The following is a 25,487-nucleotide window of genomic DNA, read 5'->3' as shown; positions in this document are numbered from 1 at the left end:
GTGCTGAAATGCGCAATACCCATTTGAAGACGGTAGAAAAGCATGAATCTCCACGAGTATCAGGGTAAGCAGTTGTTTGCTGAGTACGGCTTGCCCGTATCCCAGGGCATTGCAGTAGACACTCCGGCGGAAGCCGCAGCAGCCTGCGATGAAATCGGCGGCACCGAGTGGGTCGTCAAGGCCCAGGTACATGCCGGCGGTCGCGGCAAGGCCGGTGGTGTGAAACTGGTTCGCAGCAAGGAAGACGCCAAGGCTTTTGCCCAGCAGTGGCTGGGCCAGCGCCTGGTGACCTACCAGACGGACGCCAATGGCCAGCCGGTCACCAAGATCCTGGTGGAGTCCTGCACCGATATCGACAAGGAGCTGTACCTCGGCGCCGTGGTCGATCGCTCCAGTCGCCGCATCGTGTTCATGGCCTCCACCGAGGGTGGCGTGGATATCGAGAAAGTCGCCCATGACACTCCCGAGAAGATCCTCAAGGCCACCATCGATCCGCTGGTCGGCGCCCAGCCGTTCCAGGGTCGCGAGCTGGCTTTCCAGCTTGGCCTGAAGGGTGACCAGATCAAGCAGTTCACCAACATCTTCGTCGGCCTGGCCAAACTGTTCCAGGATTACGATCTGGCCCTGCTGGAAGTAAACCCACTGGTCATCACCAAAGCGGGCAATCTGCATTGCCTGGATGCCAAGATCAACATCGACAGCAACGCCATGTATCGCCAGCCGAAGCTGCGCGCGATGCATGACCCGTCCCAGGACGATCCGCGCGAAGCCCATGCGGCCAGGTTCGAGCTCAATTACGTTGCCCTGGACGGCAACATCGGCTGCATGGTCAACGGTGCCGGTCTGGCCATGGGCACCATGGACATCGTCAACCTGCACGGCGGCAAGCCGGCCAACTTCCTTGACGTTGGCGGTGGCGCCACCAAGGAGCGGGTAACGGAAGCGTTCAAGATCATCCTGTCCGACAGCAATGTCGCGGCCGTTCTGGTGAACATCTTCGGTGGCATCGTGCGTTGCGACATGATTGCCGAAGGCATCATCGGCGCAGTCAAGGAAGTCGGCGTGAAGATCCCGGTCGTGGTTCGCCTGGAAGGCAACAATGCCGAGCTCGGCGCCCAGGTGCTGGCTGCAAGCGGATTGAACATCATCGCGGCTACCAGTCTGACCGATGCTGCGCAGCAGGTAGTAAAAGCCGCGGAGGGCAAGTAATGAGCGTCCTGATCAATAAAGATACAAAAGTAATCTGCCAGGGTTTCACCGGAAGTCAGGGCACTTTTCACAGCGAACAAGCCATCGCCTATGGCACCAAGATGGTTGGCGGTGTAACGCCGGGCAAAGGCGGTAGCACTCACCTTGGCCTGCCGGTATTCAATACCGTCAAGGATGCAGTAGCAGCTACAGGCGCTGACGCCAGTGTGATCTATGTGCCGGCAGCGTTCTGCAAGGACTCGATCCTTGAGGCGGCCTTCGCTGGCATCAAGCTGATTGTCTGCATCACTGAAGGCATTCCGACCATCGACATGCTCGAAGCCAAGGTCAAGTGTGACGAGTTGGGCGTGGTTCTGATCGGCCCGAACTGCCCGGGTGTGATCACTCCCGGCGAGTGCAAGATCGGCATCATGCCCGGGCATATCCACCTGCCGGGCAAGGTTGGCATCGTGTCGCGTTCCGGCACCCTGACCTATGAAGCCGTGAAGCAGACCACCGACGCCGGCTTCGGCCAGTCGACCTGCGTGGGCATCGGTGGCGACCCGATCCCAGGCTCCAACTTCATCGACATCCTCAAGCTGTTCCAGGCAGACCCGAAGACCGAGGCGATCGTGATGATCGGCGAGATCGGCGGTTCGGCTGAAGAAGAAGCCGCTGCCTTCATCAAGGCCAATGTGACCAAGCCAGTGGTGTCCTACATCGCCGGCGTGACTGCCCCTGCGGGCAAACGCATGGGCCACGCTGGCGCCATCATCTCCGGTGGCAAGGGCACGGCAGACGAGAAATTTGCCGCACTGCAGGATGCCGGTGTGAAGACCGTGCGTTCGCTGGCCGACATCGGCAAGGCCCTGGCCGAGCTGACCGGCTGGCAAGTCAAAGGCTGAGTCTGAGCGGTAAGCAAAAAGCCACCTTTCGGTGGCTTTTTTGTGTGCAGTCGTGCGGGGCTGTTTGACCTGTAGAAATGCCCGCCATCAGCAGGCATTTTATCGAGGGCAAGGCTTGGGTTCAGCCGCGGCGACGCTTCGGCAAGACATCCTTGAGCTTTTCATGCATGCCGCGCAGGGTTTTCTCGGTAGTGTCCCAGTCGATGCAGGCATCGGTGATGGATACCCCGTACTTGAGCTGGCTCAGATCCTTGTTGATGGACTGGCTGCCCCAACCCAGATGACTTTCAACCATCAGCCCGACAATCGAAGTGTTGCCTTCGAGTATCTGGTTGGCGACATTGTCCATCACCAGTGGCTGCAGATCCGGATCCTTGTTGGAGTTGGCATGACTGCAGTCGACCATGATGTTGCGGGAAATCTTGCCTTTGGCCAGTTCCTGCTCGCAGATGGCAACGCTGACTGAATCATAGTTGGGCTTGCCATTGCCGCCGCGCAGCACCACGTGGCCATAGGCATTGCCCTTGGTGGTCACGATGGAAACGCCACCCTTCTGGTTGATGCCGAGGAAGCGGTGCGGACTGGAAACCGATTGCAGGGCGTTGATGGCCACCGTCAGGCTGCCGTCTGTCCCGTTCTTGAAGCCGACAGCCGAGGACAGCCCGGAAGCCATCTCGCGGTGAGTCTGCGACTCGGTAGTGCGGGCGCCGATTGCCGACCAGCTGATCAGGTCCTGCAAGTACTGCGGGGAGATCGGATCGAGCGCTTCGGTGGCGGTGGGCAGACCCATCTCGGCCAGATCGAGCAGCAGCTTGCGACCGATGTGCAGGCCGTCCTGAATCTTGAAGGAGTCATCCAGGTAGGGGTCGTTGATCAGGCCTTTCCAGCCCACCGTGGTACGGGGCTTCTCGAAGTAGACGCGCATCACCAGGAACAGGCTGTCGGAGACTTCAGCGGCCAGTTTCTTCAGGCGCTCGGCATATTCATGGGCTGCCTTGATATCGTGGATAGAGCAGGGGCCCACTACGATGAAGAGTCGGTGATCCTTGCCATCGAGAATGTCGCGGATGACCTGGCGGCCATGGGCAACGGTGCGCTGGGCGGCGGGGCTCAGCGGGAGTTCTTGTTTCAGTTGTTCCGGCGTGATCAGCGTCTCATTGGAAGCAACATTAAGGTCATCAATCGGTAAATCAGCCATCGTGCTAGTCATCAGGTAAGGGTAATTGGATCGCAGGATCGGAGTCGCTAGGGCTTTGCCGCCAAGCGAAACTTGAACAGCCAAGCGAGGAACCGGAACCTTAGCGCGTTAAGCGCCGACTCGACAATGGTGAAGCACTGGAAATCTGGAAGTTGATGCCGATGACCCGGCGTTTCCGGTTAAATCGGCCAGCCAGGACTGTTATTGTTCTCTCGCCGGCTTCATCAAGCCGGGCGAGCTGCTCCAATCAGCCGTGCGGTTGTCGTATGCAGGTCAAATCATTTTTAGGCACGCCAGACTGAGGATTTTGTGATGCGACGTTCCGTCTCAACCCCGCGTATCGGCGTCATAGGTGCAGGGGCTATTGGTGGTTTTTATGGACTGATGCTGGCCAGGGCCGGATATGACGTGCACTTCTTGCTGCGAAGCGATTACGCCATTGTCCGCGAGCAGGGCCTGCATATCGATAGTGCGCTGCACGGGTCGCTGGATTTGCATCCGGCCCAGGTCTACCGCGATGTGGCGGACATGCCCCAATGCGACTGGCTGCTGGTGGCGGCCAAAAGCTCCAGCAATGCAGCGCTGGCACCACTGATCAACCAGGCAGCAGCCACCGGGGCCAGGGTGATCCTCCTGCAGAACGGTCTCGGGGTTGAGGATGAGCTGCGCCCCGGGCTGGATGACTCACTGCATCTGTTCGGCGGGCTGTGCTTCATTTGCATCCACCGGGGCGCTCTAGGGCGTATCGTGCACCAGTCCCAGGGCATGCTGAGCCTCGGCTATCACTCTGGTCCGGCAGCCGACCAGGCCTCGCGGCAAGCCATGCTGGAGGCGGGGGCTGCACTGTTTCGCCATGCCGGCCTTGAATCGACTGTCTTGAGCAACCTTGAACAGGGGCGCTGGCAAAAACTGGTGTGGAATGTGCCCTTTAACGGTTTGTCCGTGGTGCTGAATGCCGGAACCACTGCCCTGATGGGCAATCCACACTCGCGAGAGCTGGTGCAGGCACTGATGCAGGAGGTTGTCCATGCGGCGGCCGCCTGTGGCCATGCGTTGCCGGATGCTTACGCGGAGCGGGTGATGAAGTCGACCGATCGGATGCCCGACTATCTGCCCAGCATGTACCACGACTTCAGCCTGCGCCGGCCCCTTGAGCTCAAGGCCATCTATATGACACCCCTGGCTGCCGCCGCAGCGGCAGGTTGTGCTCTCCCACGCCTGCAGATGCTCCTGCAGACGCTTAGTTTTCTCGATCAGCGCAATCGCGTGGAGGCAGCACAATGAGCAAGGGATTGGGTGACAAGCTGGTGCTGGCCATTTCTTCGCGGGCCTTGCTGGACCTGAGTGAAAGCCACCGGATTTACGAGACGCAGGGTGTTGAAGCCTATCGTCAATATCAGATTGAGCATGAGGAGGAGATACTTGCCCAGGGTGATGCCTATCCGTTGGTGGAAAAACTGCTGTCGCTGAATGATTCCCTGGGCCAGCAACGGGTTGAGGTGATTCTGGTTTCGCGTAACAGTGCCGATACCGGACTGCGGGTGTTCAACTCGATCCAGCACTACGGCCTGGCGATCTCGCGGGCAGCCTTTGTCGGGGGCCGCAGTCCATACCCATATCTGGCTGCATTCGGCTGCCATCTGTTCCTGTCTACCCATGCCGAGGACGTGCGCAGCGCGCTGGACGCCGGTTTTGCCGCCGCCACGATCCTTTCCGGCGGTCCGCGCCGTGCAGCCAGCAATGAGCTGCGTATTGCCTTCGATGGCGATGCCGTGCTGTTTGCCGATGACTCCGAGCGGGTCTACCAAAGCGGCGGGCTGGCAGCATTTCAGGCCCATGAGCGCGAAGCCGCACGCGAGCCGCTCGGGGGCGGACCATTCAAGCCTTTTCTGGCGGCGCTCAACCTGCTGCAGCGGGAATTTCCGGAGGAGCAGTGCCCGATTCGCACCGCGCTGGTCACGGCCCGCTCGGCTCCCGCCCATGAGCGGGTGATTCGCACGTTGCGTGACTGGAACATTCGGCTGGATGAGTCGCTGTTTCTGGGTGGCCTGGACAAGGCCGCCTTTCTCGAGGCGTTTGCGGCCGACGTGTTCTTCGATGACCAGGCCGGTCACTGCGAGAAGGCCCGGGATGTCGTGGCAACCGGCCATGTACCGCATGGTGTGAGTAACGAAACGCCGTGCTGATCGGGCAGGTGCAATCCCCTCTCGCTGATCTGTGAAACAGCTTCTAAGCTCAAAATATGCCGTATTCGCGGTTATGAGGAAGCTGCGTGATCCGCTCGATTCTCTATGCCACCGATCTGGGGCTCTATTCATCCTATGTGCTGCAACATGCGCTGGCGCTGACCCGCGCATTCGGGGCTCGACTGCACGTGATCCATGCAGTCGAGCCTTTTGGCCTGTTTGCCGAGTCGGTTTTGCAGACCTATCTGGATGATGACTCGCTGCAGCAACTGCGTGACAAAGGCCTGGCCAATGTCATGGCCAGTATCAAGCAGCGTGTCTACGAGAGTTTTCGTGAGGAGTTGGGTGACGCGCAGGCTGACCTCGGGCTGATTGCTTCAGTCAACGTAGTGCAAGGCGACCCGCCCCAGGTCGTGCTGGATGAAATTAACCGGTTGAATGCCCAGCTGCTGGTTATCGGCAGCCATAGCCATGGCGCGGCCCTGGAGTCGTCCCTGGGGCGAACTGCCTCACGTCTGATCCAGCTCTCTGTGGTTCCTGTGTATTTGATTCCGATGCTGCAACATCGCGGGTGGATGGATAGTTGATCAAAAAATGGGCAAACTTGGATAAATCGACTAAATTTGAATAGCTGACCATCCATCTGGTTATAAAACCAAGTCGCCACCCGATGCTGCGGCCATCCATCTTGAGGGAAACCTATGAAGCTCCAGCAACTTCGCTACATCTGGGAAGTAGCGCACCATGATTTGAATGTCTCGGCAACGGCGCAGAGTCTGTACACCTCACAACCCGGGATCAGCAAACAGATTCGCCTGCTGGAGGATGAACTCGGCGTCGAGGTGTTTTCCCGCAGCGGCAAGCATTTGACTCGCATTACGCCCGCGGGAGAGCGAATCATCGGCACTGCCGGTGAGATCCTGCGCAAGGTCGACAGCATCAAGCAGATTGCCCAGGAGTTTTCCAATGAGAAGAAGGGCACGCTGACCATTGCCACTACGCATACCCAGGCGCGCTACGCGTTGCCCGCGGTGATCAGCAACTTCATCAAGCAGTATCCGGATGTAGCCTTGCACATGCACCAGGGAACGCCGATGCAAATTGCCGAAATGGCTGCTGATGGCACGGTGGACTTCGCCATCGCCACCGAGGCGCTTGAGCACTTCACGGACCTGATCATGATGCCGTGCTACCGCTGGAACCGTTGCGTGGTGGTACCCCAGGGGCACCCGCTGAGCAAGTTGCCCAAGCTCACCCTCGAGGCGCTGGCCGAGTACCCGATCGTTACCTATGTATTTGGTTTCACCGGCCGCTCAAAACTCGACGAGGCCTTCGGCCACCGTGGTTTGACGCCGAAAGTAGTGTTCACGGCGGCGGATGCCGATGTAATCAAGACCTATGTCCGCCTTGGCCTTGGCGTGGGGATCGTGGCGCGGATGGCGGTTGACGAGAAGCTGGACAGCGATCTGGTGGCGCTGGATGCCAGTGGCCTGTTTGAAGCAAGCGTGACCAAGATCGGTTTCCGTCGCGGAACCTTCCTGCGTGGCTACATGTGTGACTTCATCAGCAACTTTGCCCCGCATCTGACCCGCGAAGTGCTGAACAAGGCCATGCAATGTCACGGCAAGGCCGAGATCGATGAGCTGTTCAAGGATGTGCTGCTGCCAACCCACTGATTGAGCCTGATACTGCAGCAAAAGGCCCGGTTTCCCCGGCCTTTTGCTGTCTGTCAGCCCTTGGCGATCAGATTGCCGGCGTGCAGACCGCATTCCTTCTGCGTTGCTTCCTCCCACCACCAGCGTCCTTCGCGTTCATGCTGATTGGGTAATACCGGACGGGTGCAGGGTTCGCAGCCAATACTGACAAAACCGCGATCGTGCAGGCTGTTGTACGGCAGTTCAAGCATGCGAATGTAGGCCCAAACCTCTTCGCTGCTCATCTGTGCCAGCGGGTTGAACTTGTACAAGGGCCGATCCGGCGCAGAGAAAGCCGTATCGACCTCGAAAACAGCCACTTGGCTGCGCGTCCCGGGGCTCTGGTCGCGCCGCTGCCCACTTGCCCAGGCCTTGACGGTACTCAGTTTGCGTTTGAGCGGGGCAATCTTGCGAATGCCGCAGCACTCGCCGTGACCGTCCTTATAGAAGCTGAACAGGCCCTTCTCCCTGACCATGGGTTCAAGCTTGACCGGGTCGGGCGAGAGTACCTCGATGGCAATGCCATAGTGCGTGCGCACCTGGTCGATAAACCGGTACGTCTCGGGGTGCAGGCGACCGGTATCCAGGGTGAAAACCTTGACCTGCTTGTTGAGCTTCCACGCCATGTCGACGAGCACGACATCTTCGGCGCCGCTGAAGGAAATCCACAGATCGTCGCCAAACAGCTCGAAAGCGAGTTTCAGTATCTCCTGCGGGGACTTGCCCGCATAAGTGCTGGCCAGGGTGGCAACGTCAATGGCTGGGTTCATCAGGCGGGTTTCCGGATCAGGCTATCGTTGGGCGCTTTGGTTCTTGAATCTTACCAAAACCACAGGCGCAGGCGGAGCACTTGTTGCAGGCATGCCTGATCCCCGACGCGCATGGATTGCAGCCTGCGCGGCGAGTCGTTAGAGTGCCGCCTTCATAAAACAACCGAGGATGCTCTCGTGGAAATCGCCTGTCTCGACCTCGAAGGTGTGCTGGTTCCGGAAATCTGGATCGCCTTTGCCGAAAAAACCGGAATCGAATCGCTCAAGGCGACTACCCGGGATATTCCCGACTATGACGTGCTGATGAAGCAGCGCTTGCGCATCCTCGATGAACACGGTCTCAAGCTCGCGGATATACAGGCAGTGATTGCCACCCTGAAGCCGCTGGAAGGCGCGCTGGAATTCGTCAACTGGCTGCGTGAGCGCTTTCAGGTAGTCATTCTCTCCGACACTTTCTACGAGTTTTCCCAGCCGTTGATGCGCCAGTTGGGGTTTCCGACCCTGCTGTGCCACCGCTTGATAACCGATGAGACCGACCGGGTGGTCAGTTACCAGTTGCGCCAGCGGGATCCCAAGCGGCAGTCGGTAGTGGCACTGAAAAGCCTGTATTACCGGGTAATTGCTGCAGGTGACTCGTATAACGACACCACCATGCTGGCCGAAGCCCATGCCGGAATCCTGTTCCACGCTCCGGAGAATGTGATTCGCGAGTTTCCGCAATTCCCGGCGGTGCATACCTTTGCAGAGCTCAAGCAGGAGTTCCTCAAGGCTTCCAGCCGCGAACTCAGCCTCTAGTCAGCGTCTCTTCGCCAGCCCGCGCCGGAAGTCTCCGGCGCGGGCTGGGTGCAGTTGCAGCTCAAAGGTTTTCCAGGGTATCCAGTAGGACCTTTACCTTGGTGATCGACTCGCGGTACTCGGCCTGCCAGTCGGAGTCGGCCACGATGCCGCCACCACCCCAGCAGCTGACGGTGCCATCCTTCACCAGCAGGCTGCGGATGGCGATGGAGCTGTCCATTTCGCCACGTACATCCAGGTACAGGATCGATCCGCAGTAGATCGAACGGCGCGTGGGTTCGAGTTCCTCGATGATCTGCATGGCCCGGATCTTCGGGGCGCCAGTGATCGACCCTCCCGGGAAGCTGCCGGCCAACAGATCCAGCGCATCTTTGCCGGGTGATAGTTGCCCGGTGATGCTGCTCACCAGGTGGTGCACGTTCGGATAACTCTCCAGCGCAAACAGTTCGGGCACCTGTACCGAACCGGTGGCGCAACTGCGGCCCAGGTCATTGCGCAGCAGATCGACAATCATCAGGTTTTCGGCACGGTCTTTAGGGCTGTTCAGCAGTTCATCGGCCAGGTGCAGGTCGTCACTGGCGGATCTGCCGCGTGCACGGGTGCCCTTGATCGGGCGTGTTTCGACCCGGCCCTGGCTGACCTGCAGAAAGCGCTCGGGAGAGAGACTCAGAATGGCGCCGGAGTCTGGTAATGCCAGATAAGCGGCAAACGGGGTAGGGCAGGCGCTGCGCAATGCCTGGTAAGCAGTCAGTGGATCGCCGCTACAGCTGGCCTGGAAACGCTGGGTGAAATTCACCTGATAGCAGTCCCCTGCCTCTATGTACTGGCGGATCTTGCTGAATGCGGCGTGATAGGCCTGCTGGTCAAGATTGGCCTGAAACGCGCTGCAAAGGCTGAAGCTGCCTGCAGCGGCAGCGTCTGCTTGAGAAAACAGCTGCAGCAGGTCGCCGCGCTTCCCGGCAGGCAGAGCCGGATGAAAAACCAGCTGGCTGGTCTGCTGCAGGTGGTCACTGATCAGCGCCCAGGCATACAGGCCAAAGCACGCATCCGGCAGGTGCAGGTCATCGACAGCGATGTTCTCGATGCGCTCCAGGCGGCGGCCGAAGTCGTAGGACAGATAGCCAATCAGGCCGCCGGCAAAGGGTAGCTCATGGCCGTCCGGAACCTCAGCAGAACCCAGGGCGGCAACCGACTCGCGCAGGCGTTGGAGGAAGTCGCGGGCACTTTCGTCAGCATCTGGCTGCAACTGCTGCTCTGGCCAGGCACTGATGATGTCAAAACGGCCGCGTTCGGCTACGGGCCGGCCAGCGTCCAGCAGCACAGCACCGTTCGCCTGATGCACGCGACCGAAATAGTCGGCCGGATCGGTACGATAGGTCAGTGAGTGAATGGTGCAGACGGACATGAGCAACGGTCAGGCGGGATCAATAAGCGATTGTAGACGGCATGCCCTGCCGTCTAAAAGAAAAACCCGGCAAACCTGCCGGGTTGTGAAGTGCGGGCAGCTACTCAGGCGGAGACTTTCGGCACATGGCCGAAAAGTTCCTGAGCAAACTTCACGCGCTCTTCGGGACTTTCGACGATGCCTTTTTCCTTGAGCTCGGCCAGTCGGTGCTCGACCGCATGGCAGCGATGGAAAAGTCCGGCGTCATTGGCGATCTGAATGTTCAGGCCGGGCCTGGCGTTGAGTTCCAGAATCATCGGCCCCTTGTCCTGATCCAGCACCATGTCGACGCCGATATAACCCAAGCCGCACAACTCATAACAGCCGGCAGCCAGCTTCATGAAGCCGTCCCAGTCCGGCAGCTGTACGCCATCGACGGCATTGCCGGTGTCAGGATGCTTGCTGATCTTCCTGTTCAGCCAGGTGCCACGCAGGGTAAGCCCCGTGGCCAGATCCACGCCGACACCAATGGCGCCCTGGTGCAGGTTGGCCTTGCCACCCGATTGGCGGGTAGGCAGTCGCAGCATGGCCATCACCGGATAACCCATCAGCACGATGATGCGGATGTCCGGTACGCCTTCATAGCTGATGCTCTTGAAGATCTGGTCAGGGGTTACGCGGTACTCGATCAGGGCGCGGTCACGATGGCCGCCCAGCGAATAGAGGCCGGTGAGGATGCTGGAAAGCTGATACTCGATCTCGTCGTGGGTGATGATCTTGCCGGATACCGTCTTGAAATTGCCTTCGAAGCGGTCGGCGATCACCAGGATGCCATCGCCACCGGCGCCTTGCGCCGGCTTGATGACGAAGTCATTGCGGTCACCGATGATCTCGTCGAACTTTTCGATCTGCTTCTCGGTTTCAATGACGCCATACATTTCCGGAACATGGATGCCGGCCTCGATGGCGCGCATCTTGGTGATGATCTTGTCGTCCACGATAGGGTACAGGCTGCGCTTGTTGTACTTGAGCACATAGTCCGCGTTGCGCCGGTTGATACCCATGATTCCCTTGGCGTGGAGGTCCTTCCAGGTCTTAATCAAACCGATCATGGCCTAATCCTTGAGAAAGGCTTTGAAGCGGAACAGTTCGGTCAGGCGATAACCGCGGTAGCGGCCCATCGCCAGCATGAACCCAACCAGAATCATCAGCACTGCCGGGAAGGTGAAGATGAAGTAGGCCAGTTCAGGAATACTCATCAGCAGGAAGGCCAGCGAGGCGGCCACCAGGGTGCCAATCGCCACCTTGATGGCATGGCTGCCGCCGCGTTCTTCCCAGGTGATCGACATGCGCTCGATGGTCATGGTCAGGATCACCATGGGGAACAGCGCTACCGACAGGCCACGCTCCAGGCCGAGCTTGTGGCTGAACAGGCTGATGGCGGCAATCAGTACGACGACAAAGGTCAGGACTACCGACAGGCGCGGCAGCATCTGCAATTTCAGGTGCTCGAGGTAGGAGCGCAAGGACAGCCCCAGCGCCGTGATCAGGGTAAACAGCACGATGCCAAAGCCCAGCTGGGTTTCCCGGAAGGCCAGCGAAATCAGCACCGGGGTGAAGGTTCCCAGCGTCTGGATACCGATCAGGTTGCGCAGCACCAGGATCACCAGCACGCCGATCGGGATCAGCAGGATGATCTGGAACGCCTGCTGAGTAACCAGCGGCAGGCTGTACAGGGAGTATTCGAGAAAGCCTGCGTTGGTATTCGCATCGGTCAGTTTGGCAAGACGAATCGCGTTCATCTCGCTGTTGTTCATGCTGAAACTGACGTGCGGCTTTTTCGCGCCTTCAACCTTGATCAGCTCGTTATCGCCGATCCACCAGACCAGGCGATCATTCGGCAGGCCCTGTTCGCCGGTTTCCGGATGGAAATACAGCCACTCCTTGCCGTTGAAGCTGCGCAGCCAGAGTTCCGGGGTTTGTGAGCCACCCTCGGCGCTCAGGCGGATGGTATGCACGCGCTCCATCGGCACGTGGGCAATCGAGAGCAGAAGTTCGATGACGCTGGCTTTCTTGTTGCCTGAACTGTCGCCGGCGAGCAGGGTCTTGGCGTTGTCATCACTGCTGTTAACCCGCTTGATGGTTTCGCCGATAAAGGTTTCCACATCCGCCGAGTGTTGGCGAATAGGCGCCAGCAGCGCCTCTGCGGCGACTTTTTCAGGCCCTTCGACCGGGATGCTTTCGCGGAAAATCGGGCCTTTGATGCCCGATTTTTCGTCGCTGAAGCGTTTGGTCAGGACCAGTCGGTAATACAGGGTCTGATTGCCGCTGGCGCGCCGTGCCGACCAGGTAACCCGGCGATTGCCATCGGCCCGATTGATGCTGACCCCGTAGTTGTTGGACACGAAACTTTCATTGAGGCTGACGTAATTCTGGTTAAGCGGCGGGATGTACATCTGCACCTTGACCGGATCGCGCGGGTTTGCCTGGAACTCGACCTTGGCATCGATGTTCCACAGGCTATCGGTTTCAGCCTCGGTAACCGGTATGCCGAGGTACAGAATCTGGTATGCCGTGATCGCAATCCCCAGTGTCACGAGTACGAAGATGAGGATTTTCAGGTGCAGATTGATGGCGCGCATAGGTTCTACTCGGCGGTGTTGGCGGCAATGCTGCAGTCAGGTTTCCCTGCTGCAAACTTCAGGCTTGGATCAACCAGCGCGGAAAAGCTTTTCAAGGCTTCCGAGCCGATCAGGAGTGGGTACTGGAACGCGCTGCGATCGGTGAGATTGACCTCAACACTTTGCAGTGTCTTGCCCATGCAGATATCCAGTTCGATTACAGGGCGTGCAGTATAGGATTTGCTTTCATCCGGGTCGATATCGCCCGAACGGCGCTTGATCTTGCTGATGCGTGCAAGGGGTTTTTCTATCGGGTGCTGGTGTGTGTCATCAATGGCCAGATAAAAGCGCACCCAGGGTTCACCGCTGCGCTTGAACCTTTGAATGTCGCGCGCGCTCAGCGACGCCGTCTTGGCGCCGGTGTCAAGTTTTGCCGCAACCTCGACATTTATATCCGCCACCAGCGCGTATTCGTTAAGGCCATAAATTGTCTTTTCCGCCGCCGGCAGTGTTGCAGGCAAACCGGCAAGTAACAGGGCAAGCAGGCACTGCTTGCGATTCATGAAACCTGAAGTCATGGGGCGGTCATATGGTCAAGTGGGTGAATGGCAGATCGGCGTTAGATGCGCAGTCTAGCTGGCAAGCAGTTTGTCCGGGTCGGCAGCGCACAGTCGAGTTTTTTGAATACTAGCATGCAAAAAACCAATCCAGACAGTCAGTTATGTGTCGACGCTAAGGTTTTCATGAAGGTTTTTCGATAGTTTTTTGGCGAATACTGTCAACAATATCTGATTTTAATGTTGACTAAAGGCTGTTTTGGCCCTATTTTTCTCCACAGTTAGCCAAAGGTGTCGACAGTATGTTGGATTCGCCTGAAATTGATGCAGTGCAGTTGGAAGAATCGGGAACGCTCTCCGAGCATGTCTTCCGCGCTATTCAGTCGGCCATTGTCAAAGGCGAAATTGCACCGGGCAGCAAGATTTCCGAACCCGAACTGGCGCGGGTCTATGGCATCAGTCGCGGCCCCTTGCGCGAGGCCATCCACCGGCTGGAAGGGCAGCGCCTGCTGGTGCGTATTCCGCATGTCGGTGCGCGCGTCGTCTCGCTTGGCCATGCCGAGTTGATTGAGCTCTATGAAATTCGCGAATCACTGGAAGGCATGGCCTGCCGGCTGGCCGCAGAGCGCATGCAGCAGTCGGAGATCGATGAGCTGCGGCGGGTGCTGGACACCCATGAGCGTGACGCCAAGTTTCAGGCGGGAATCGGTTATTACCAGCAGGAAGGCGATTTCGACTTCCACTACAAGATCATTCAGGGTAGCGGCAATCGCACCCTTACCCAGATGCTCTGCGGCGAGCTTTATCAGCTGGTGCGCATGTACCGCATACAGTTCTCTGCTAAACCTAATCGACCGCGCCAGGCATTCAATGAGCATCATCGCATTCTCGATGCCATTGCCGATCGTGACGGCGAACTGGCTGAACTGCTGATGCGCCGCCACATCGGCGCTTCAAAACGCAATATAGAACGCCATTTTTCCGAGATGGCACCAGCGCAAAAAAAACCAACCAAAGCAACCACAGCACGAGGTGAATCATGAGTTCGAGCACGCCCGGTCAACTTTTCCGCGACGCGGTTGCCAGTGAGCACCCATTGCAAGTCGTCGGTGCTATCAATGCCAACCACGCGCTGCTGGCCAAGCGTGCCGGCTTCAAGGCCATTTACCTGTCGGGTGGCGGTGTCGCTGCTGGCTCGCTGGGCCTGCCGGACCTGGGCATCACCGGCCTGGATGACGTGCTCACCGACGTGCGCCGCATCACCGACGTCTGCGACCTGCCGCTGCTGGTGGATGTCGACACCGGTTTCGGCAGCTCGGCGTTCAACGTGGCGCGTACCGTCAAGTCGATGATCAAGTTCGGCGCGGCTGCGATCCATATCGAGGACCAGGTCGGCGCCAAGCGCTGTGGTCACCGCCCGAACAAGGAAATCGTCACCCAGCAGGAAATGGTCGACCGCATCAAGGCCGCCGTTGATGCGCGTACCGACAGCAGCTTCGTGATCATGGCGCGCACCGATGCGCTGGCGGTTGAAGGGTTGAATTCCGCGCTGGATCGCGCTGCTGCCTGTATCGAGGCCGGTGCTGACATGATCTTCCCGGAAGCCATCACCGAACTGGCCATGTACAAGACTTTCGCCGACCGCATCAAGGCGCCGATCCTGGCCAATATCACCGAGTTCGGTGCCACGCCGCTGTACACCACCGAAGAACTGGCCAGCGTCGATGTTTCGCTGGTGCTCTATCCGCTGTCGGCCTTCCGCGCCATGAACAAGGCGGCCGAGAATGTCTATGTCCAGCTGCGCCGTGACGGTACCCAGAAGAACGTGATCGACACCATGCAGACTCGCATGGAACTCTACGATCGCATCAACTACCACGCGTTCGAGCAGCACCTCGACGCGCTGTTTGCTGCCAAGAAATGACCGGCACGCAGGCTGGCTTGCCTTGAGACAGCCTGCGGACGCAGCCAACACTTCACCCGGATAACATCAGGAGTCCCCATTCATGAGCGCCACCCCCGAAACCACCACGCCGGGCTTCAAGCCGAAGAAATCCGTGGCCCTGAGCGGCACCACGGCTGGCAACACCGCCCTGTGTACCGTCGGCCGCACCGGCAACGACCTGCACTACCGTGGCTATGACATCCTGGATGTCGCCACCACTTGCGAATTCGAGGAAATCGCCCACCTGCTGGTGCACGGCAAGCTGCCCAATGTGGCTGAACTGGCTGGCTACAAGGCCAAGCTCAAGGCTCTGCGCGGTCTGCCCGCGGCGCTGAAGACGGCACTCGAGCAACTACCACCGTCCGCCCATCCGATGGATGTCATGCGCACCGGTGTGTCCGTACTGGGCTGCCTGTCGCCGGAGAAGGACGACCACAACCATCCCGGCGCCCGGGACATCGCCGACAAGCTGATGGCCTCGCTGGGTTCCGTGCTGCTGTATTGGTACCATTTCAGCCACAACGGCAAGCGTATCGACGTGGAAACGGATGACGACACCATTGGTGGGCATTTCCTGCACCTGCTGCATGGCAAAACGCCGAGTGACAGCTGGGTACGTGCCATGCATGTTTCGTTGATCCTCTACGCCGAGCATGAATTCAACGCCTCGACCTTTACCTCGCGTGTAGTGGCCGGCACCGGTTCGGACATGTACTCGGCCATTTGCGGTGGCATCGGCGCATTGCGCGGACCCAAGCACGGTGGGGCCAACGAGGTCGCCTTCGAGATCCAGAAGCGCTACGACAACCCGGACGAAGCCGAGGCCGACATCCGTGCCCGCGTCGAGAAAAAGGAAGTCGTGATCGGCTTCGGTCATCCGGTCTATACCGTGGCAGACCCGCGCAACAAGGTGATCAAGGAAGTCGCCCGTCAGCTCAGCGCCGAGCAGTCCAACAGCAAGATGTTTGATATCGCCGAGCGCCTGGAAAGCGTGATGTGGGACGCCAAGAAGATGTTCCCCAACCTCGATTGGTTCAGTGCCGTGAGCTACCACATGATGGGCGTGCCCACTGCAATGTTCACCCCGCTGTTCGTGATCGCCCGGACCTCCGGCTGGTCATCGCACGTCATCGAGCAGCGCATCGACGGCAAGATCATCCGCCCAAGCGCCAACTATGTCGGCCCGGAAGACCTGACCTTCGTTCCGCTCAAGGAGCGCCGCTAATCATGAACAGCATGAACACTCAATACCGCAAAGCCCTGCCAGGCACCGCGCTGGACTTCTTTGACACCCGCGAGGCGGTCGATGCCATAGCGCCTGGCGCCTATGCCAAACTGCCCTATACCTCGCGCGTGCTGGCCGAGCAGCTGGTGCGCCGCTGCGAGCCGGCGGAGCTGACCGATGCACTCAAGCAGCTGATCGAGCGCAAGCGTGACCTGGACTTCCCCTGGTACCCGGCTCGGGTAGTCTGCCACGACATCCTCGGTCAGACCGCGCTGGTCGACCTGGCCGGCCTGCGTGATGCCATCGCCGAGAAGGGGGGGGATCCGTCCAAGGTAAACCCGGTCGTGCCCACCCAGCTGATCGTCGACCACTCCCTGGCCGTGGAAGCTCCGGGCTTCGACCCGGATGCCTTCGCCAAGAACCGCGCCATCGAAGACCGTCGCAACGAGGACCGTTTCCACTTCATCGAGTGGACCAAGACCGCGTTCAAGAACGTCGATGTGATCCCGGCTGGTAACGGCATCATGCACCAGATCAACCTGGAGAAAATGTCTCCGGTGATCCAAGCGCGTGGCGGTGTGGCCTTCCCGGACACCTGCGTGGGTACCGACTCGCACACCCCGCACGTCGATGCTTTGGGCGTGATCGCCATCGGCGTCGGCGGTCTGGAAGCCGAAACCGTGATGCTCGGTCTGCCGTCGATGATGCGCCTGCCCGACATCGTCGGTGTCGAGCTGACTGGCAAGCGCCAGCCGGGCATTACCGCCACCGACATCGTCCTGGCAATCACCGAGTTCCTGCGCAAGGAGCGCGTGGTCGGTGCCTGGGTCGAGTTCTTCGGCGCGGGTGCGGATAGCCTGTCGATCGGTGACCGCGCGACCATTTCCAACATGTGCCCGGAATACGGTGCCACCGCGTCGATGTTCTACATCGACCAGCAGACCATTGATTACCTCAAGCTGACCGGCCGCGAGCCGGAGCAGGTGGCGCTGGTCGAGAACTACGCCAAGACCACCGGCCTGTGGGCCGACGCGCTGGTCACCGCCGAGTACGAGCGGGTGCTGAGCTTCGATCTGTCGACCGTCGTGCGCAACATGGCCGGCCCGTCCAACCCGCACAAGCGTCTGCCGACCTCGGCGCTGCAAGAGCGCGGGATTGCCGACGAAGCCAAGCTGGCCTCTGGCAAGGCCGAGGAGGCCGAAGGCCTGCTGCCGGATGGCGCGGTGATCATCGCTGCCATCACCAGCTGCACCAACACCTCCAACCCACGCAACGTGGTGGCTGCCGGTCTGCTGGCGAAGAAGGCCAACGAGCTGGGCCTGCTGCGCAAGCCGTGGGTCAAGACCTCCTTCGCCCCGGGCTCCAAGGTTGCAAAGCTGTACCTGGAAGATGCCGGTCTGCTGTCGGAGCTGGAAAAGCTCGGCTTCGGCATTGTCGGCTATGCCTGCACCACCTGTAACGGCATGTCCGGTGCTCTGGATCCGGTAATCCAGCAGGAAATCATCGACCGCGATCTGTACGCCACTGCCGTGCTGTCGGGTAACCGCAACTTCGACGGGCGTATCCACCCGTACGCCAAGCAGGCCTTCCTGGCCTCGCCACCGCTGGTCGTGGCCTACGCAATCGCCGGCACCGTGCGCTTTGACATCGAACAGGATGCGCTGGGTACCGATAAAGCGGGCAACCCGATCACCCTGAAGGATCTGTGGCCGAGCGACGAGGAAATCGACGCCATCGTCGCCGCCTCGGTGAAGCCGGAGCAGTTCAAGCAGATCTACATCCCGATGTTCGATCTGGGCACCATTGCGGAAGCTGAAAGCCCGCTGTACGACTGGCGTCCGCAGTCCACCTACATCCGCCGTCCGCCGTACTGGGAAGGCGCGCTGGCCGGTGAGCGTACCCTCAAGGGCATGCTGCCGCTGGCCATCCTGCCGGACAACATCACCACCGACCACCTGTCGCCGTCCAACGCGATCCAGATGAGCTCGGCCGCCGGTGAATACCTGCACAAGATGGGCTTGCCGGAAGAGGACTTCAACTCGTACGCCACCCACCGCGGCGACCACCTGACCGCGCAGCGCGCTACTTTCGCCAACAAAGAACTGGTCAATGAAATGGCCGTGGTTGACGGCGTAGTGAAGAAGGGTTCGCTGGCGCGCGTCGAGCCGGAGGGCAAGGTCATGCGTATGTGGGAAGCGATCGAAACCTACATGAACCGCAAGCAGAACCTGATCATTGTGGCAGGTGCTGACTACGGTCAGGGCTCGTCGCGTGACTGGGCTGCCAAGGGCGTACGCCTGGCTGGCGTGGAAGTGATCGTCGCCGAAGGCTTCGAGCGCATCCACCGTACCAACCTGGTCGGCATGGGCGTGCTGCCGGTCGAGTTCAAGCCGGGCACCACCCGCCTGACCCTTGGCCTCGACGGCACTGAAACCTATGACATCCAGGGCGCGCTGTCGCCGCGTTGCGATCTGACGCTGGTGATCAATCGCAGGAACGGTGAAGTGACCAAGGTGCCGGTGACCTGCCGTCTGGATACCGCCGCCGAAGTCAACGTGTACAACGCCGGTGGCGTGCTGCAGCGCTTCGCCCAGGACTTCCTGGAGTCGACCACGGCCTAAAGGCTGAGCGTTACCTTGGTCCAACTCAGCGACCCGGTGCAGTTTCTGCCCCGGGTCGCTGAACAAATGGCCAGCAGAATTCAGCTTGAGGAGTAACTCGATGTCCCATGTACCCCAGATCAAAGTGCCGGCCACGTATATCCGTGGCGGCACCAGCAAGGGCGTGTTCTTCCGCCTGCAGGACCTGCCCGAGCGTTGCCAGGTGCCGGGGGAGGCACGTGACAAACTGTTCATGCGCGTGATCGGCAGCCCCGATCCCTATGCTGCGCATATCGACGGCATGGGCGGCGCCACCTCCAGCACCAGCAAGTGCGTGATCCTGTCCAGGAGCAGCGTGCCCGGGCACGATGTGGACTATCTCTATGGCCAGGTGTCGATCGACAAGGCCTTCGTCGACTGGTCCGGCAACTGTGGCAACCTGTCCACCGCTGCGGGGGCCTTCGCCATCCATGCCGGCCTGGTCGATCCGGCGCGCATCCCGCAGGACGGCACCTGCGTGGTGCGTATCTGGCAGGCCAACATCCAGAAAACCATCATTGCCCACGTGCCGGTCAGCAACGGCCAGGTTCAGGAAACCGGCGACTTCGAGCTGGACGGCGTGACCTTCCCGGCGGCCGAGATCGTGCTGGAATTCATTGACCCATCCGATGACGCGGAAGAGGGCGGCTCGATGTTCCCCACCGGCAACCTGGTCGACGATCTCGAGGTGCCCGGCATCGGCACACTCAAGGCGACCATGATCACCGCCGGTATCCCCACCGTGTTCGTCAATGCCGAGGACATCGGCTACACCGGCACCGAGCTGCGCGAGGCGATCAACACCGACCCGGCCGCCTTGGCCCGCTTCGAGGCCATCCGCGTCGCCGGTGCGCTAAGAATGGGGCTGATCGCGTCGCCGGAAGAGGCGCTCAAGCGGCAGCACACGCCGAAGATCGCCTTCGTCGCCAAACCGAAGGACTACGTCGCCTCCAGCGGCAAGACGATCGCCGCCAGCGAGGTCGACCTGCTGGTGCGTGCGCTGTCCATGGGCAAGCTGCACCACGCCATGATGGGCACGGCAGCCGTGGCCATTGGTACTGCCGCGGCGGTGCCGGGAACCCTGGTCAACCTGGCAGCCGGTGGCGGTGGGCGCACCGCGGTGCGCTTCGGCCATCCGTCCGGCACCCTGCGGGTCGGCGCCGAAGCCACCCAGGTCGATGGCGAATGGACGGTGACCAAGGCGATCATGAGCCGCAGTGCGCGGATCCTGATGGAAGGCTGGGTGCGCGTGCCGGGCGACAGCTTCTGAGTCGCAGGATGGGTGGAGCGCAGCGATACCCATCGCATCGGGAGCGCTGGGTATCGCCAGGGTGCGGCTAACCCATCCTACTTGAGGCGACGCTCCACACCTTTTTCCACCAGGATTTTCGCGGAGATTTCCTCCACGGAAAAATGCGTGGAGTTGATGAAGGGGATGTTTTCCTTGCGCAACAGCTGTTCGACCTCGCGGACCTCGAATTCGCACTGGGCAAAGCTCGAGTAGCGGCTATTGGGCTTGCGTTCGTTGCGGATCGCGCTGAGCCGCTGCGGGTCGATGGTCAGGCCGAACAGCTTGTGCTTGTAAGGCTTCAGGGCAGCCGGCAGTTGCAGGTGCTCCATGTCCTCTTCCGTCAGCGGGTAGTTGGCTGCACGGATGCCGAACTGCATGGCCATGTACAGGCAGGTCGGGGTTTTTCCACAGCGCGACACGCCGACCAGAATCAGGTCGGCCTTGTCGTAGTAGTGGGTACGGGCACCGTCATCGTTGTCGAGGGCGAAGTTGACCGCGTTGATGCGCTCCATGTAGTTCGAGTCCTCGCCGATGGAGTGCGACTTGCCGACCGTATAGGACGACTGCGAAATCAGCTCCTGTTCAAGCGGGGCAAGAAAGGTCGAAAAGATATCGATCATGAAACCGTTGGAAGTGGCGATGACCTCGCGGATTTCCTGGTTGACCACCGTGTCGAAGATGATCGGGCGCGCCCCGTCAGCCTGCTCGGCGCTATTGATCTGCTGTACGATCAGGTTGGCCTTGTCGATGTTGTCGATGTAGGGGCGGGTCAGCTTGGTGAAGTTGAACATTTCAAACTGTGCCAGCAGGCTCTGGCCAAGTGCTTCGGCGGTGATTCCGGTGCCATCGGAGATGAAGAAAGCGGTTCGTTTCATTTGTGCCAAAGGCCTTAAGGTAAGAGCTGTTCTCGGCTATCATGGGCCCGCTTTTGAGGTCGGGAATTGGCCGGCATTGTTACCTAATTTTGTGTGGCAGGCCACCGCACGGCAATTCTTGAGCGCAGGCCACCTGGCTCTGTGCAGAGCCCCCAGCAGACTATTGGAGAGATCATCTTGGTTGAGTATGTAGTTTCCCTCGATAAGCTTGGCGCACATGATGTCGAGCGAGTGGGGGGCAAGAACGCTTCCCTTGGCGAGATGATCAGCAATCTGGCGGGTGCCGGCGTATCGGTTCCCGGCGGCTTTGCCACCACAGCCCAGGCCTATCGTGACTTTCTCGAACTGAGTGGTCTGAATGACCAGATCCATGACGCACTCGATGCGCTGGATGTGGATGATGTCAATGCGCTGGCCAGGACCGGTGCAAAGATTCGCCAGTCGATCATGGAAGCAGAGTTCCCCGAACAGCTGAATGTCGATATTCGCCAGGCCTTCGCGGAAATGTCCGCGGGCAACGAGCACATGGCCGTTGCCGTGCGCTCATCGGCCACCGCCGAGGATCTGCCCGACGCCTCGTTCGCCGGCCAGCAGGAAACCTTCCTCAATATCCGCGGTGTGGACAACGTGATTCGTGCCACCAAGGAAGTCTTCGCCTCGCTGTTCAACGACCGCGCCATTGCCTATCGCGTGCACCAGGGCTTTGATCACCGTCATGTCGCATTGTCTGCTGGCGTGCAGCGCATGGTCCGCTCGGAAACCGGTACCGCCGGAGTGCTGTTCACCCTGGATACCGAGTCCGGCTTCCGCGATGTGGTGTTCATTACCGGCGCCTACGGCCTGGGCGAAACCGTCGTGCAGGGTGCGGTCAATCCCGACGAATTCTATGTCCACAAGCCGACCCTGGAAGCCGGGCGCCCGGCGATCCTGCGGCGCAACCTGGGCAGCAAGGCGATCAAGATGGTCTATGGCGACGAAGGCAAGGCCGGTCGCTCGGTCAAGACCGTCGAAGTCGAGCATGCCGAGCGTGCACGCTTTTCCCTGAGCGATGCCGAGGTCACCGAACTGGCCAGGCAGGCACTGATCATCGAGAAACACTACGAGCGGCCGATGGACATCGAGTGGGCCAAGGATGGTGATGACGGCAAGTTGTACATCGTCCAGGCGCGCCCGGAAACTGTGAAAAGCCGTGACGGTGCGAACGTCATGGAACGCTACCTGCTGAAGGAAAAGGGCAAGGTTCTGGTCGAGGGGCGTGCCATCGGCCAGCGCATTGGCGCCGGTCCGGTCAAGGTCATCCGCGACGTTTCGGAAATGGACAAGGTACAACCCGGCGATGTGCTGGTCTCCGACATGACCGATCCGGACTGGGAACCGGTGATGAAGCGCGCCAGCGCCATCGTCACCAATCGCGGCGGGCGTACCTGCCATGCGGCCATCATTGCCCGCGAACTGGGTATCCCGGCGGTGGTTGGCTGCGGCAATGCCACCAGTGTGCTGCAGGATGGCCAGCGGGTCACGGTGTCCTGCGCCGAGGGCGATACCGGGCTGATTTTCGAGGGCCAGCTGGGCTTCGATATCCGCAAGAACTCGGTAGATGCGATGCCGGATCTGCCGTTCAAGATCATGATGAACGTCGGCAATCCGGATCGGGCCTTCGATTTCGCACAACTGCCGAATGCCGGTGTTGGCCTGGCGCGCCTGGAATTCATCATCAACCGCATGATTGGTGTGCACCCCAAGGCGCTGCTGAACTTTGCCAGCCTGCCCGCGGACATCAAGGGCAGCGTGGAGAAGCGCATTGCCGGATACCCCGATCCGGTCGGTTTCTATGTCGAGAAGCTGGCCGAGGGTATCAGCACCCTGGCGGCAGCTTTCTGGCCGAAGAAGGTGATCGTGCGCCTGTCCGACTTCAAGTCCAACGAGTACGCTAACCTGATCGGCGGCAAGCTCTACGAGCCGGAAGAAGAGAACCCCATGCTCGGTTTCCGCGGGGCTTCGCGCTATATCAGCGAGTCCTTCCGCGACTGCTTCGAGCTCGAATGCCGGGCCATGAAGAAAGTCCGCAATGAAATGGGCCTGACCAATGTGGAAATCATGGTGCCGTTCGTGCGGACCCTGGGCGAGGCCAGTCAGGTGATCGACCTGCTGGCCAGCAACGGCCTCAAGCGCGGCGAGAATGGCCTGCGCGTCATCATGATGTGCGAGTTGCCGTCCAATGCCCTGATGGCCGAAGAGTTCCTCGAGTTCTTCGACGGCTTCTCGATCGGTTCCAACGACCTGACCCAGCTGACCCTGGGCCTGGACCGCGATTCGGGGATTGTCGCCCATCTGTTCGACGAGCGTGATCCGGCGGTGAAGAAGCTGTTGTCGAATGCCATCCAGGCTTGCCTCAAAGCCGGAAAATACATCGGCATTTGCGGCCAGGGGCCATCCGATCACCCCGATCTGGCGCGCTGGCTGATGGAACAGGGCATCGAAAGCGTATCGCTGAACCCGGACTCGGTGCTGGATACCTGGTTCTTCCTGGCTGAATCCAACGCTTGAACTGATTCACCACAACAGTCCAAGAGGGCAGGTGAAAGCCTGCCCTTTTTTATGCAAGATCAATGTATGCAAAGCAGTAGCAAGCTGTTCCCCGTTTCGCTGGTGAGTGCCGAGTTGCGCGGCGATCTCACCGAGGATGTCTACCGGCTCAAGCCCAATAACAGTCCCGACGCCAGCGTCGAACTGGCGTTGACTCGCCTTGGCGCCGCGGATTGTCCGGCGCCGGGCCGGATACCGGTGATCTTGCTGCACGGCAGCTTTTCCAACCGGCGTTTCTGGTACTCGCCCGCTGGGGTTGGCCTGGGGGCCTATCTGGCCCGCGCCGGTTTTGATGTGTGGCTGGCAGAAATGCGTGGGCATGGGCTGTCGCCCCGCAACCGCAACTACCGACTGAACACCATCGCCGATTACGCGCGTTACGACTTGCCGGCGATTGCCGCCTTTGTGCAGGAGCAAACGGCCCGGATACCACACTGGATGGGGCATTCGATGGGGGGCGTAACCCTCGCCGCAGCCTCGGGTGGCAGGTATCTGGACGAGCATAATGCGGCTTCGCTGGCGCTGTTCGGCAGCCAGGTGAGCAAGGCAATGCGGTTGCTCAAGTTCCCACCGGTGGAGTGGGCCGGGCGCTGTCTGTTGCGGCGCTGCAAGGTCATTTCAGGTTCGCGCCTGGATCGCGGCCCCGAGGATGAGCCGATTGGCGTCGCCATCGAAACCTTGCGCTGGCATGGCCTGTTCGGGCGCTTCGGTGACCGGTTGTCGGACTGGTGGGCAGGTCTGCCGGCGGTACGGATACCGGTCATGGCGGTCTCCGCCAAGGCTGATCAGGGTGATCCGGTCTGGGCTTGCCGCAAGCTGTTCAAGCAATTTGGCGCGTCTGGCAAACAATTCATCGTGCTCGCGCGCAGCGAGGGTTTCAGCGCGGATTACGGGCATGTCGAGATGCTCGTCAGCAAGCCGGCGGCACTGGAGGTCTGGCCATTGGCTGTGGCATGGCTCAACCAGCAGCATGTCGAGCAGCCCCAGGGCGAACGGCTGGCAGGCTGAAGCCGGTGCTCATGTCTGGCGGCGCTCGATGCAGGGTGCCTGGCGCTGGTACATTAGCCACAGTCCCCTGCGCGCGACCGGACCGGTTAGCGCGTTGATCCACTTGTCAAACCACGGAGCTTCCTCATGCAATATGTCACCCCCGACCTGTGCGATGCCTACCCTGAACTGGTTCAGGTGGTCGAGCCGATGTTCAGCAACTTTGGTGGCCGCGACTCTTTTGGTGGCGAGATCGTCACCATCAAGTGCCATGAAGACAACTCTCTGGTGAAATCCCAGGCCGACCTGCCGGGGCATGGCAAGGTGCTGGTAGTGGACGGTGGCGGTTCCCTGCGCCGGGCCTTGCTGGGCGACATGATTGCGGATAAAGCGGCCAAGAACGGCTGGGAAGGCATGGTCATTTATGGCTGTGTGCGTGACGTGGATGTACTGGCTGAAACCCATCTGGGCGTGCAGGCGCTGGCCAGCCACCCGATGAAGACCGACAAGCGCAATATTGGCGACCTGAATGTCGCGGTTACTTTCGGCGGGGTCACCTTCATTCCCGGGCAATACGTCTATGCCGACAACAACGGCATCCTGGTTTCACCACAAGCGCTGGCAATGCCCTAGTACGGCAA

General features: G+C 60.1%; 22 protein-coding genes. 15 read left to right on the top strand and 7 right to left on the bottom strand.

The window, feature by feature from the left end; translation table 11 throughout:
• Positions 1–42 precede the first annotated feature (42 nt).
• Both sucC and sucD read left to right on the top strand, forming a co-directional pair.
• Complete coding sequence (gene sucC / locus ISX93_RS12025) at positions 43–1,209, top strand: ADP-forming succinate--CoA ligase subunit beta (protein ID WP_195778961.1); 1,167 nt, start codon at positions 43–45, stop codon at positions 1,207–1,209.
• On the top strand, positions 1,209–2,093 hold the full coding sequence (gene sucD, locus ISX93_RS12020) for a succinate--CoA ligase subunit alpha (RefSeq protein WP_195778960.1): 885 nt from the start codon (positions 1,209–1,211) through the stop codon (positions 2,091–2,093). The genes sucC and sucD overlap by 1 nt, the downstream gene beginning before the upstream one ends.
• Positions 2,094–2,214: 121 nt before the next feature.
• Here the strand turns inward: sucD and ISX93_RS12015 are convergent, their stop codons facing one another.
• On the bottom strand, positions 2,215–3,291 hold the full coding sequence (locus ISX93_RS12015) for a 3-deoxy-7-phosphoheptulonate synthase (protein ID WP_195778959.1): 1,077 nt from the start codon (positions 3,289–3,291) through the stop codon (positions 2,215–2,217).
• 312 nt (positions 3,292–3,603) lie between these two features.
• Here ISX93_RS12015 and ISX93_RS12010 point away from each other — a divergent pair, with 312 nt between their 5' ends.
• The 4 genes from ISX93_RS12010 (at position 3,604) to cysB (ending at position 7,153) form a co-directional block, all read left to right on the top strand.
• Positions 3,604–4,575, top strand: coding sequence for a putative 2-dehydropantoate 2-reductase (locus ISX93_RS12010; protein WP_195778958.1), 972 nt, complete (start codon positions 3,604–3,606; stop codon positions 4,573–4,575).
• The gene (locus tag ISX93_RS12005) at positions 4,572–5,477 is read left to right on the top strand and encodes a 5'-nucleotidase (RefSeq protein WP_195778957.1); all 906 of its coding nucleotides are present in this window, start codon (positions 4,572–4,574) and stop codon (positions 5,475–5,477) included. The genes ISX93_RS12010 and ISX93_RS12005 overlap by 4 nt, the downstream gene beginning before the upstream one ends.
• Positions 5,478–5,563: 86 nt before the next feature.
• Positions 5,564–6,064 (top strand): universal stress protein, encoded by a 501-nt coding sequence (locus tag ISX93_RS12000; protein WP_195778956.1) that lies wholly within the window; start codon positions 5,564–5,566, stop codon positions 6,062–6,064.
• Positions 6,065–6,178: 114 nt separating this feature from the next.
• Positions 6,179–7,153: an HTH-type transcriptional regulator CysB gene (gene cysB, locus ISX93_RS11995; protein WP_195778955.1), complete on the top strand. Its 975-nt coding sequence runs from the start codon at positions 6,179–6,181 to the stop codon at positions 7,151–7,153.
• Positions 7,154–7,206: 53 nt separating this feature from the next.
• Here cysB and ISX93_RS11990 read toward each other — a convergent pair whose 3' ends face one another.
• Positions 7,207–7,941, bottom strand: coding sequence for a phosphoadenylyl-sulfate reductase (locus ISX93_RS11990; RefSeq protein ID WP_195778954.1), 735 nt, complete (start codon positions 7,939–7,941; stop codon positions 7,207–7,209).
• A gap of 177 nt (positions 7,942–8,118) precedes the next feature.
• On the opposite strand from ISX93_RS11990, the gene thrH reads away from it, so the two are divergent.
• Entirely contained in the window at positions 8,119–8,736 is a 618-nt protein-coding gene (thrH, locus tag ISX93_RS11985; protein WP_195778953.1) for a bifunctional phosphoserine phosphatase/homoserine phosphotransferase ThrH, read from the top strand.
• A gap of 61 nt (positions 8,737–8,797) precedes the next feature.
• Here thrH and pabB read toward each other — a convergent pair whose 3' ends face one another.
• The 4 genes from pabB to rloA form a co-directional block, all read right to left on the bottom strand.
• On the bottom strand, positions 8,798–10,141 hold the full coding sequence (pabB, locus tag ISX93_RS11980; protein WP_195778952.1) for an aminodeoxychorismate synthase component I: 1,344 nt from the start codon (positions 10,139–10,141) through the stop codon (positions 8,798–8,800).
• Between the two features lie 104 nt (positions 10,142–10,245).
• A complete protein-coding gene (locus ISX93_RS11975; protein ID WP_195779031.1) occupies positions 10,246–11,229 on the bottom strand; it encodes an alpha-L-glutamate ligase-like protein in 984 nt (327 codons plus the stop codon).
• Positions 11,230–11,235: 6 nt separating this feature from the next.
• On the bottom strand, positions 11,236–12,762 hold the full coding sequence (gene rloB, locus ISX93_RS11970) for an osmotic stress tolerance membrane protein RloB (RefSeq protein WP_195778951.1): 1,527 nt from the start codon (positions 12,760–12,762) through the stop codon (positions 11,236–11,238).
• Between the two features lie 5 nt (positions 12,763–12,767).
• Entirely contained in the window at positions 12,768–13,304 is a 537-nt protein-coding gene (rloA, locus tag ISX93_RS11965) for a retropepsin-like aspartic peptidase RloA (protein WP_195778950.1), read from the bottom strand.
• 296 nt (positions 13,305–13,600) lie between these two features.
• Here rloA and ISX93_RS11960 point away from each other — a divergent pair, with 296 nt between their 5' ends.
• From ISX93_RS11960 to prpF, 5 genes are all read left to right on the top strand, one after another.
• A complete protein-coding gene (locus ISX93_RS11960; RefSeq protein ID WP_195778949.1) occupies positions 13,601–14,341 on the top strand; it encodes a GntR family transcriptional regulator in 741 nt (246 codons plus the stop codon).
• Positions 14,338–15,222, top strand: a complete 885-nt coding sequence (prpB, locus tag ISX93_RS11955) for a methylisocitrate lyase (RefSeq protein WP_195778948.1) — start codon at positions 14,338–14,340, stop codon at positions 15,220–15,222. The genes ISX93_RS11960 and prpB overlap by 4 nt, the downstream gene beginning before the upstream one ends.
• Before the next feature lie 82 nt (positions 15,223–15,304).
• On the top strand, positions 15,305–16,468 hold the full coding sequence (gene prpC, locus ISX93_RS11950; protein WP_195778947.1) for a bifunctional 2-methylcitrate synthase/citrate synthase: 1,164 nt from the start codon (positions 15,305–15,307) through the stop codon (positions 16,466–16,468).
• A gap of 11 nt (positions 16,469–16,479) precedes the next feature.
• Positions 16,480–19,089 (top strand): Fe/S-dependent 2-methylisocitrate dehydratase AcnD, encoded by a 2,610-nt coding sequence (acnD, locus tag ISX93_RS11945; protein ID WP_195779030.1) that lies wholly within the window; start codon positions 16,480–16,482, stop codon positions 19,087–19,089.
• Between the two features lie 100 nt (positions 19,090–19,189).
• Positions 19,190–20,377, top strand: coding sequence for a 2-methylaconitate cis-trans isomerase PrpF (prpF, locus tag ISX93_RS11940; RefSeq protein WP_195778946.1), 1,188 nt, complete (start codon positions 19,190–19,192; stop codon positions 20,375–20,377).
• Between the two features lie 77 nt (positions 20,378–20,454).
• Here the strand turns inward: prpF and ppsR are convergent, their stop codons facing one another.
• Entirely contained in the window at positions 20,455–21,273 is an 819-nt protein-coding gene (gene ppsR / locus ISX93_RS11935) for a posphoenolpyruvate synthetase regulatory kinase/phosphorylase PpsR (protein WP_195778945.1), read from the bottom strand.
• 177 nt (positions 21,274–21,450) lie between these two features.
• Here ppsR and ppsA point away from each other — a divergent pair, with 177 nt between their 5' ends.
• The 3 genes from ppsA (at position 21,451) to rraA (ending at position 25,479) form a co-directional block, all read left to right on the top strand.
• Positions 21,451–23,820 carry a phosphoenolpyruvate synthase gene (ppsA, locus tag ISX93_RS11930; RefSeq protein ID WP_195778944.1) on the top strand — a complete coding sequence of 790 codons (2,370 nt, stop codon included), beginning with the start codon at positions 21,451–21,453 and terminating at the stop codon, positions 23,818–23,820.
• A gap of 66 nt (positions 23,821–23,886) precedes the next feature.
• Positions 23,887–24,867: an alpha/beta fold hydrolase gene (locus ISX93_RS11925; RefSeq protein ID WP_195778943.1), complete on the top strand. Its 981-nt coding sequence runs from the start codon at positions 23,887–23,889 to the stop codon at positions 24,865–24,867.
• A 126-nt stretch (positions 24,868–24,993) separates the two neighbouring features.
• Positions 24,994–25,479 (top strand): ribonuclease E activity regulator RraA, encoded by a 486-nt coding sequence (gene rraA, locus ISX93_RS11920; RefSeq protein WP_195778942.1) that lies wholly within the window; start codon positions 24,994–24,996, stop codon positions 25,477–25,479.
• Positions 25,480–25,487: the final 8 nt, after the last annotated feature.

This window comes from Pseudomonas sp. N040, assembly GCF_015637705.1.
GTDB lineage: Bacteria > Pseudomonadota > Gammaproteobacteria > Pseudomonadales > Pseudomonadaceae > Aquipseudomonas.
The sequence above is the reverse complement of the archived record's forward strand: the minus strand, read 5'-3'. Positions and strand labels throughout refer to the sequence as shown.

Bases quoted from the DNA above. Each gene is read 5' to 3' on its own strand.
- cysB (WP_195778955.1), top strand. From the start codon at position 6,179: ATGAAGCTCCAGCAACTTCGCTACATCTGGGAAGTAGCGCACCATGAT.
- ISX93_RS12005 (WP_195778957.1), top strand. From the start codon at position 4,572: ATGAGCAAGGGATTGGGTGACAAGCTGGTGCTGGCCATTTCTTCGCGG.
- ppsR (WP_195778945.1), bottom strand. From the start codon at position 21,273: ATGAAACGAACCGCTTTCTTCATCTCCGATGGCACCGGAATCACCGCC.
- ISX93_RS12015 (WP_195778959.1), bottom strand. From the start codon at position 3,291: ATGGCTGATTTACCGATTGATGACCTTAATGTTGCTTCCAATGAGACG.
- prpC (WP_195778947.1), top strand. From the start codon at position 15,305: ATGAGCGCCACCCCCGAAACCACCACGCCGGGCTTCAAGCCGAAGAAA.
- ISX93_RS11990 (WP_195778954.1), bottom strand. From the start codon at position 7,941: ATGAACCCAGCCATTGACGTTGCCACCCTGGCCAGCACTTATGCGGGC.
- rloA (WP_195778950.1), bottom strand. From the start codon at position 13,304: ATGAATCGCAAGCAGTGCCTGCTTGCCCTGTTACTTGCCGGTTTGCCT.
- prpB (WP_195778948.1), top strand. From the start codon at position 14,338: ATGAGTTCGAGCACGCCCGGTCAACTTTTCCGCGACGCGGTTGCCAGT.
- rloB (WP_195778951.1), bottom strand. From the start codon at position 12,762: ATGCGCGCCATCAATCTGCACCTGAAAATCCTCATCTTCGTACTCGTG.
- ISX93_RS12010 (WP_195778958.1), top strand. From the start codon at position 3,604: ATGCGACGTTCCGTCTCAACCCCGCGTATCGGCGTCATAGGTGCAGGG.
- ISX93_RS11925 (WP_195778943.1), top strand. From the start codon at position 23,887: ATGCAAAGCAGTAGCAAGCTGTTCCCCGTTTCGCTGGTGAGTGCCGAG.
- pabB (WP_195778952.1), bottom strand. From the start codon at position 10,141: ATGTCCGTCTGCACCATTCACTCACTGACCTATCGTACCGATCCGGCC.
- sucD (WP_195778960.1), top strand. From the start codon at position 1,209: ATGAGCGTCCTGATCAATAAAGATACAAAAGTAATCTGCCAGGGTTTC.
- rraA (WP_195778942.1), top strand. From the start codon at position 24,994: ATGCAATATGTCACCCCCGACCTGTGCGATGCCTACCCTGAACTGGTT.
- acnD (WP_195779030.1), top strand. From the start codon at position 16,480: ATGAACACTCAATACCGCAAAGCCCTGCCAGGCACCGCGCTGGACTTC.
- prpF (WP_195778946.1), top strand. From the start codon at position 19,190: ATGTCCCATGTACCCCAGATCAAAGTGCCGGCCACGTATATCCGTGGC.
- sucC (WP_195778961.1), top strand. From the start codon at position 43: ATGAATCTCCACGAGTATCAGGGTAAGCAGTTGTTTGCTGAGTACGGC.
- ISX93_RS11960 (WP_195778949.1), top strand. From the start codon at position 13,601: ATGTTGGATTCGCCTGAAATTGATGCAGTGCAGTTGGAAGAATCGGGA.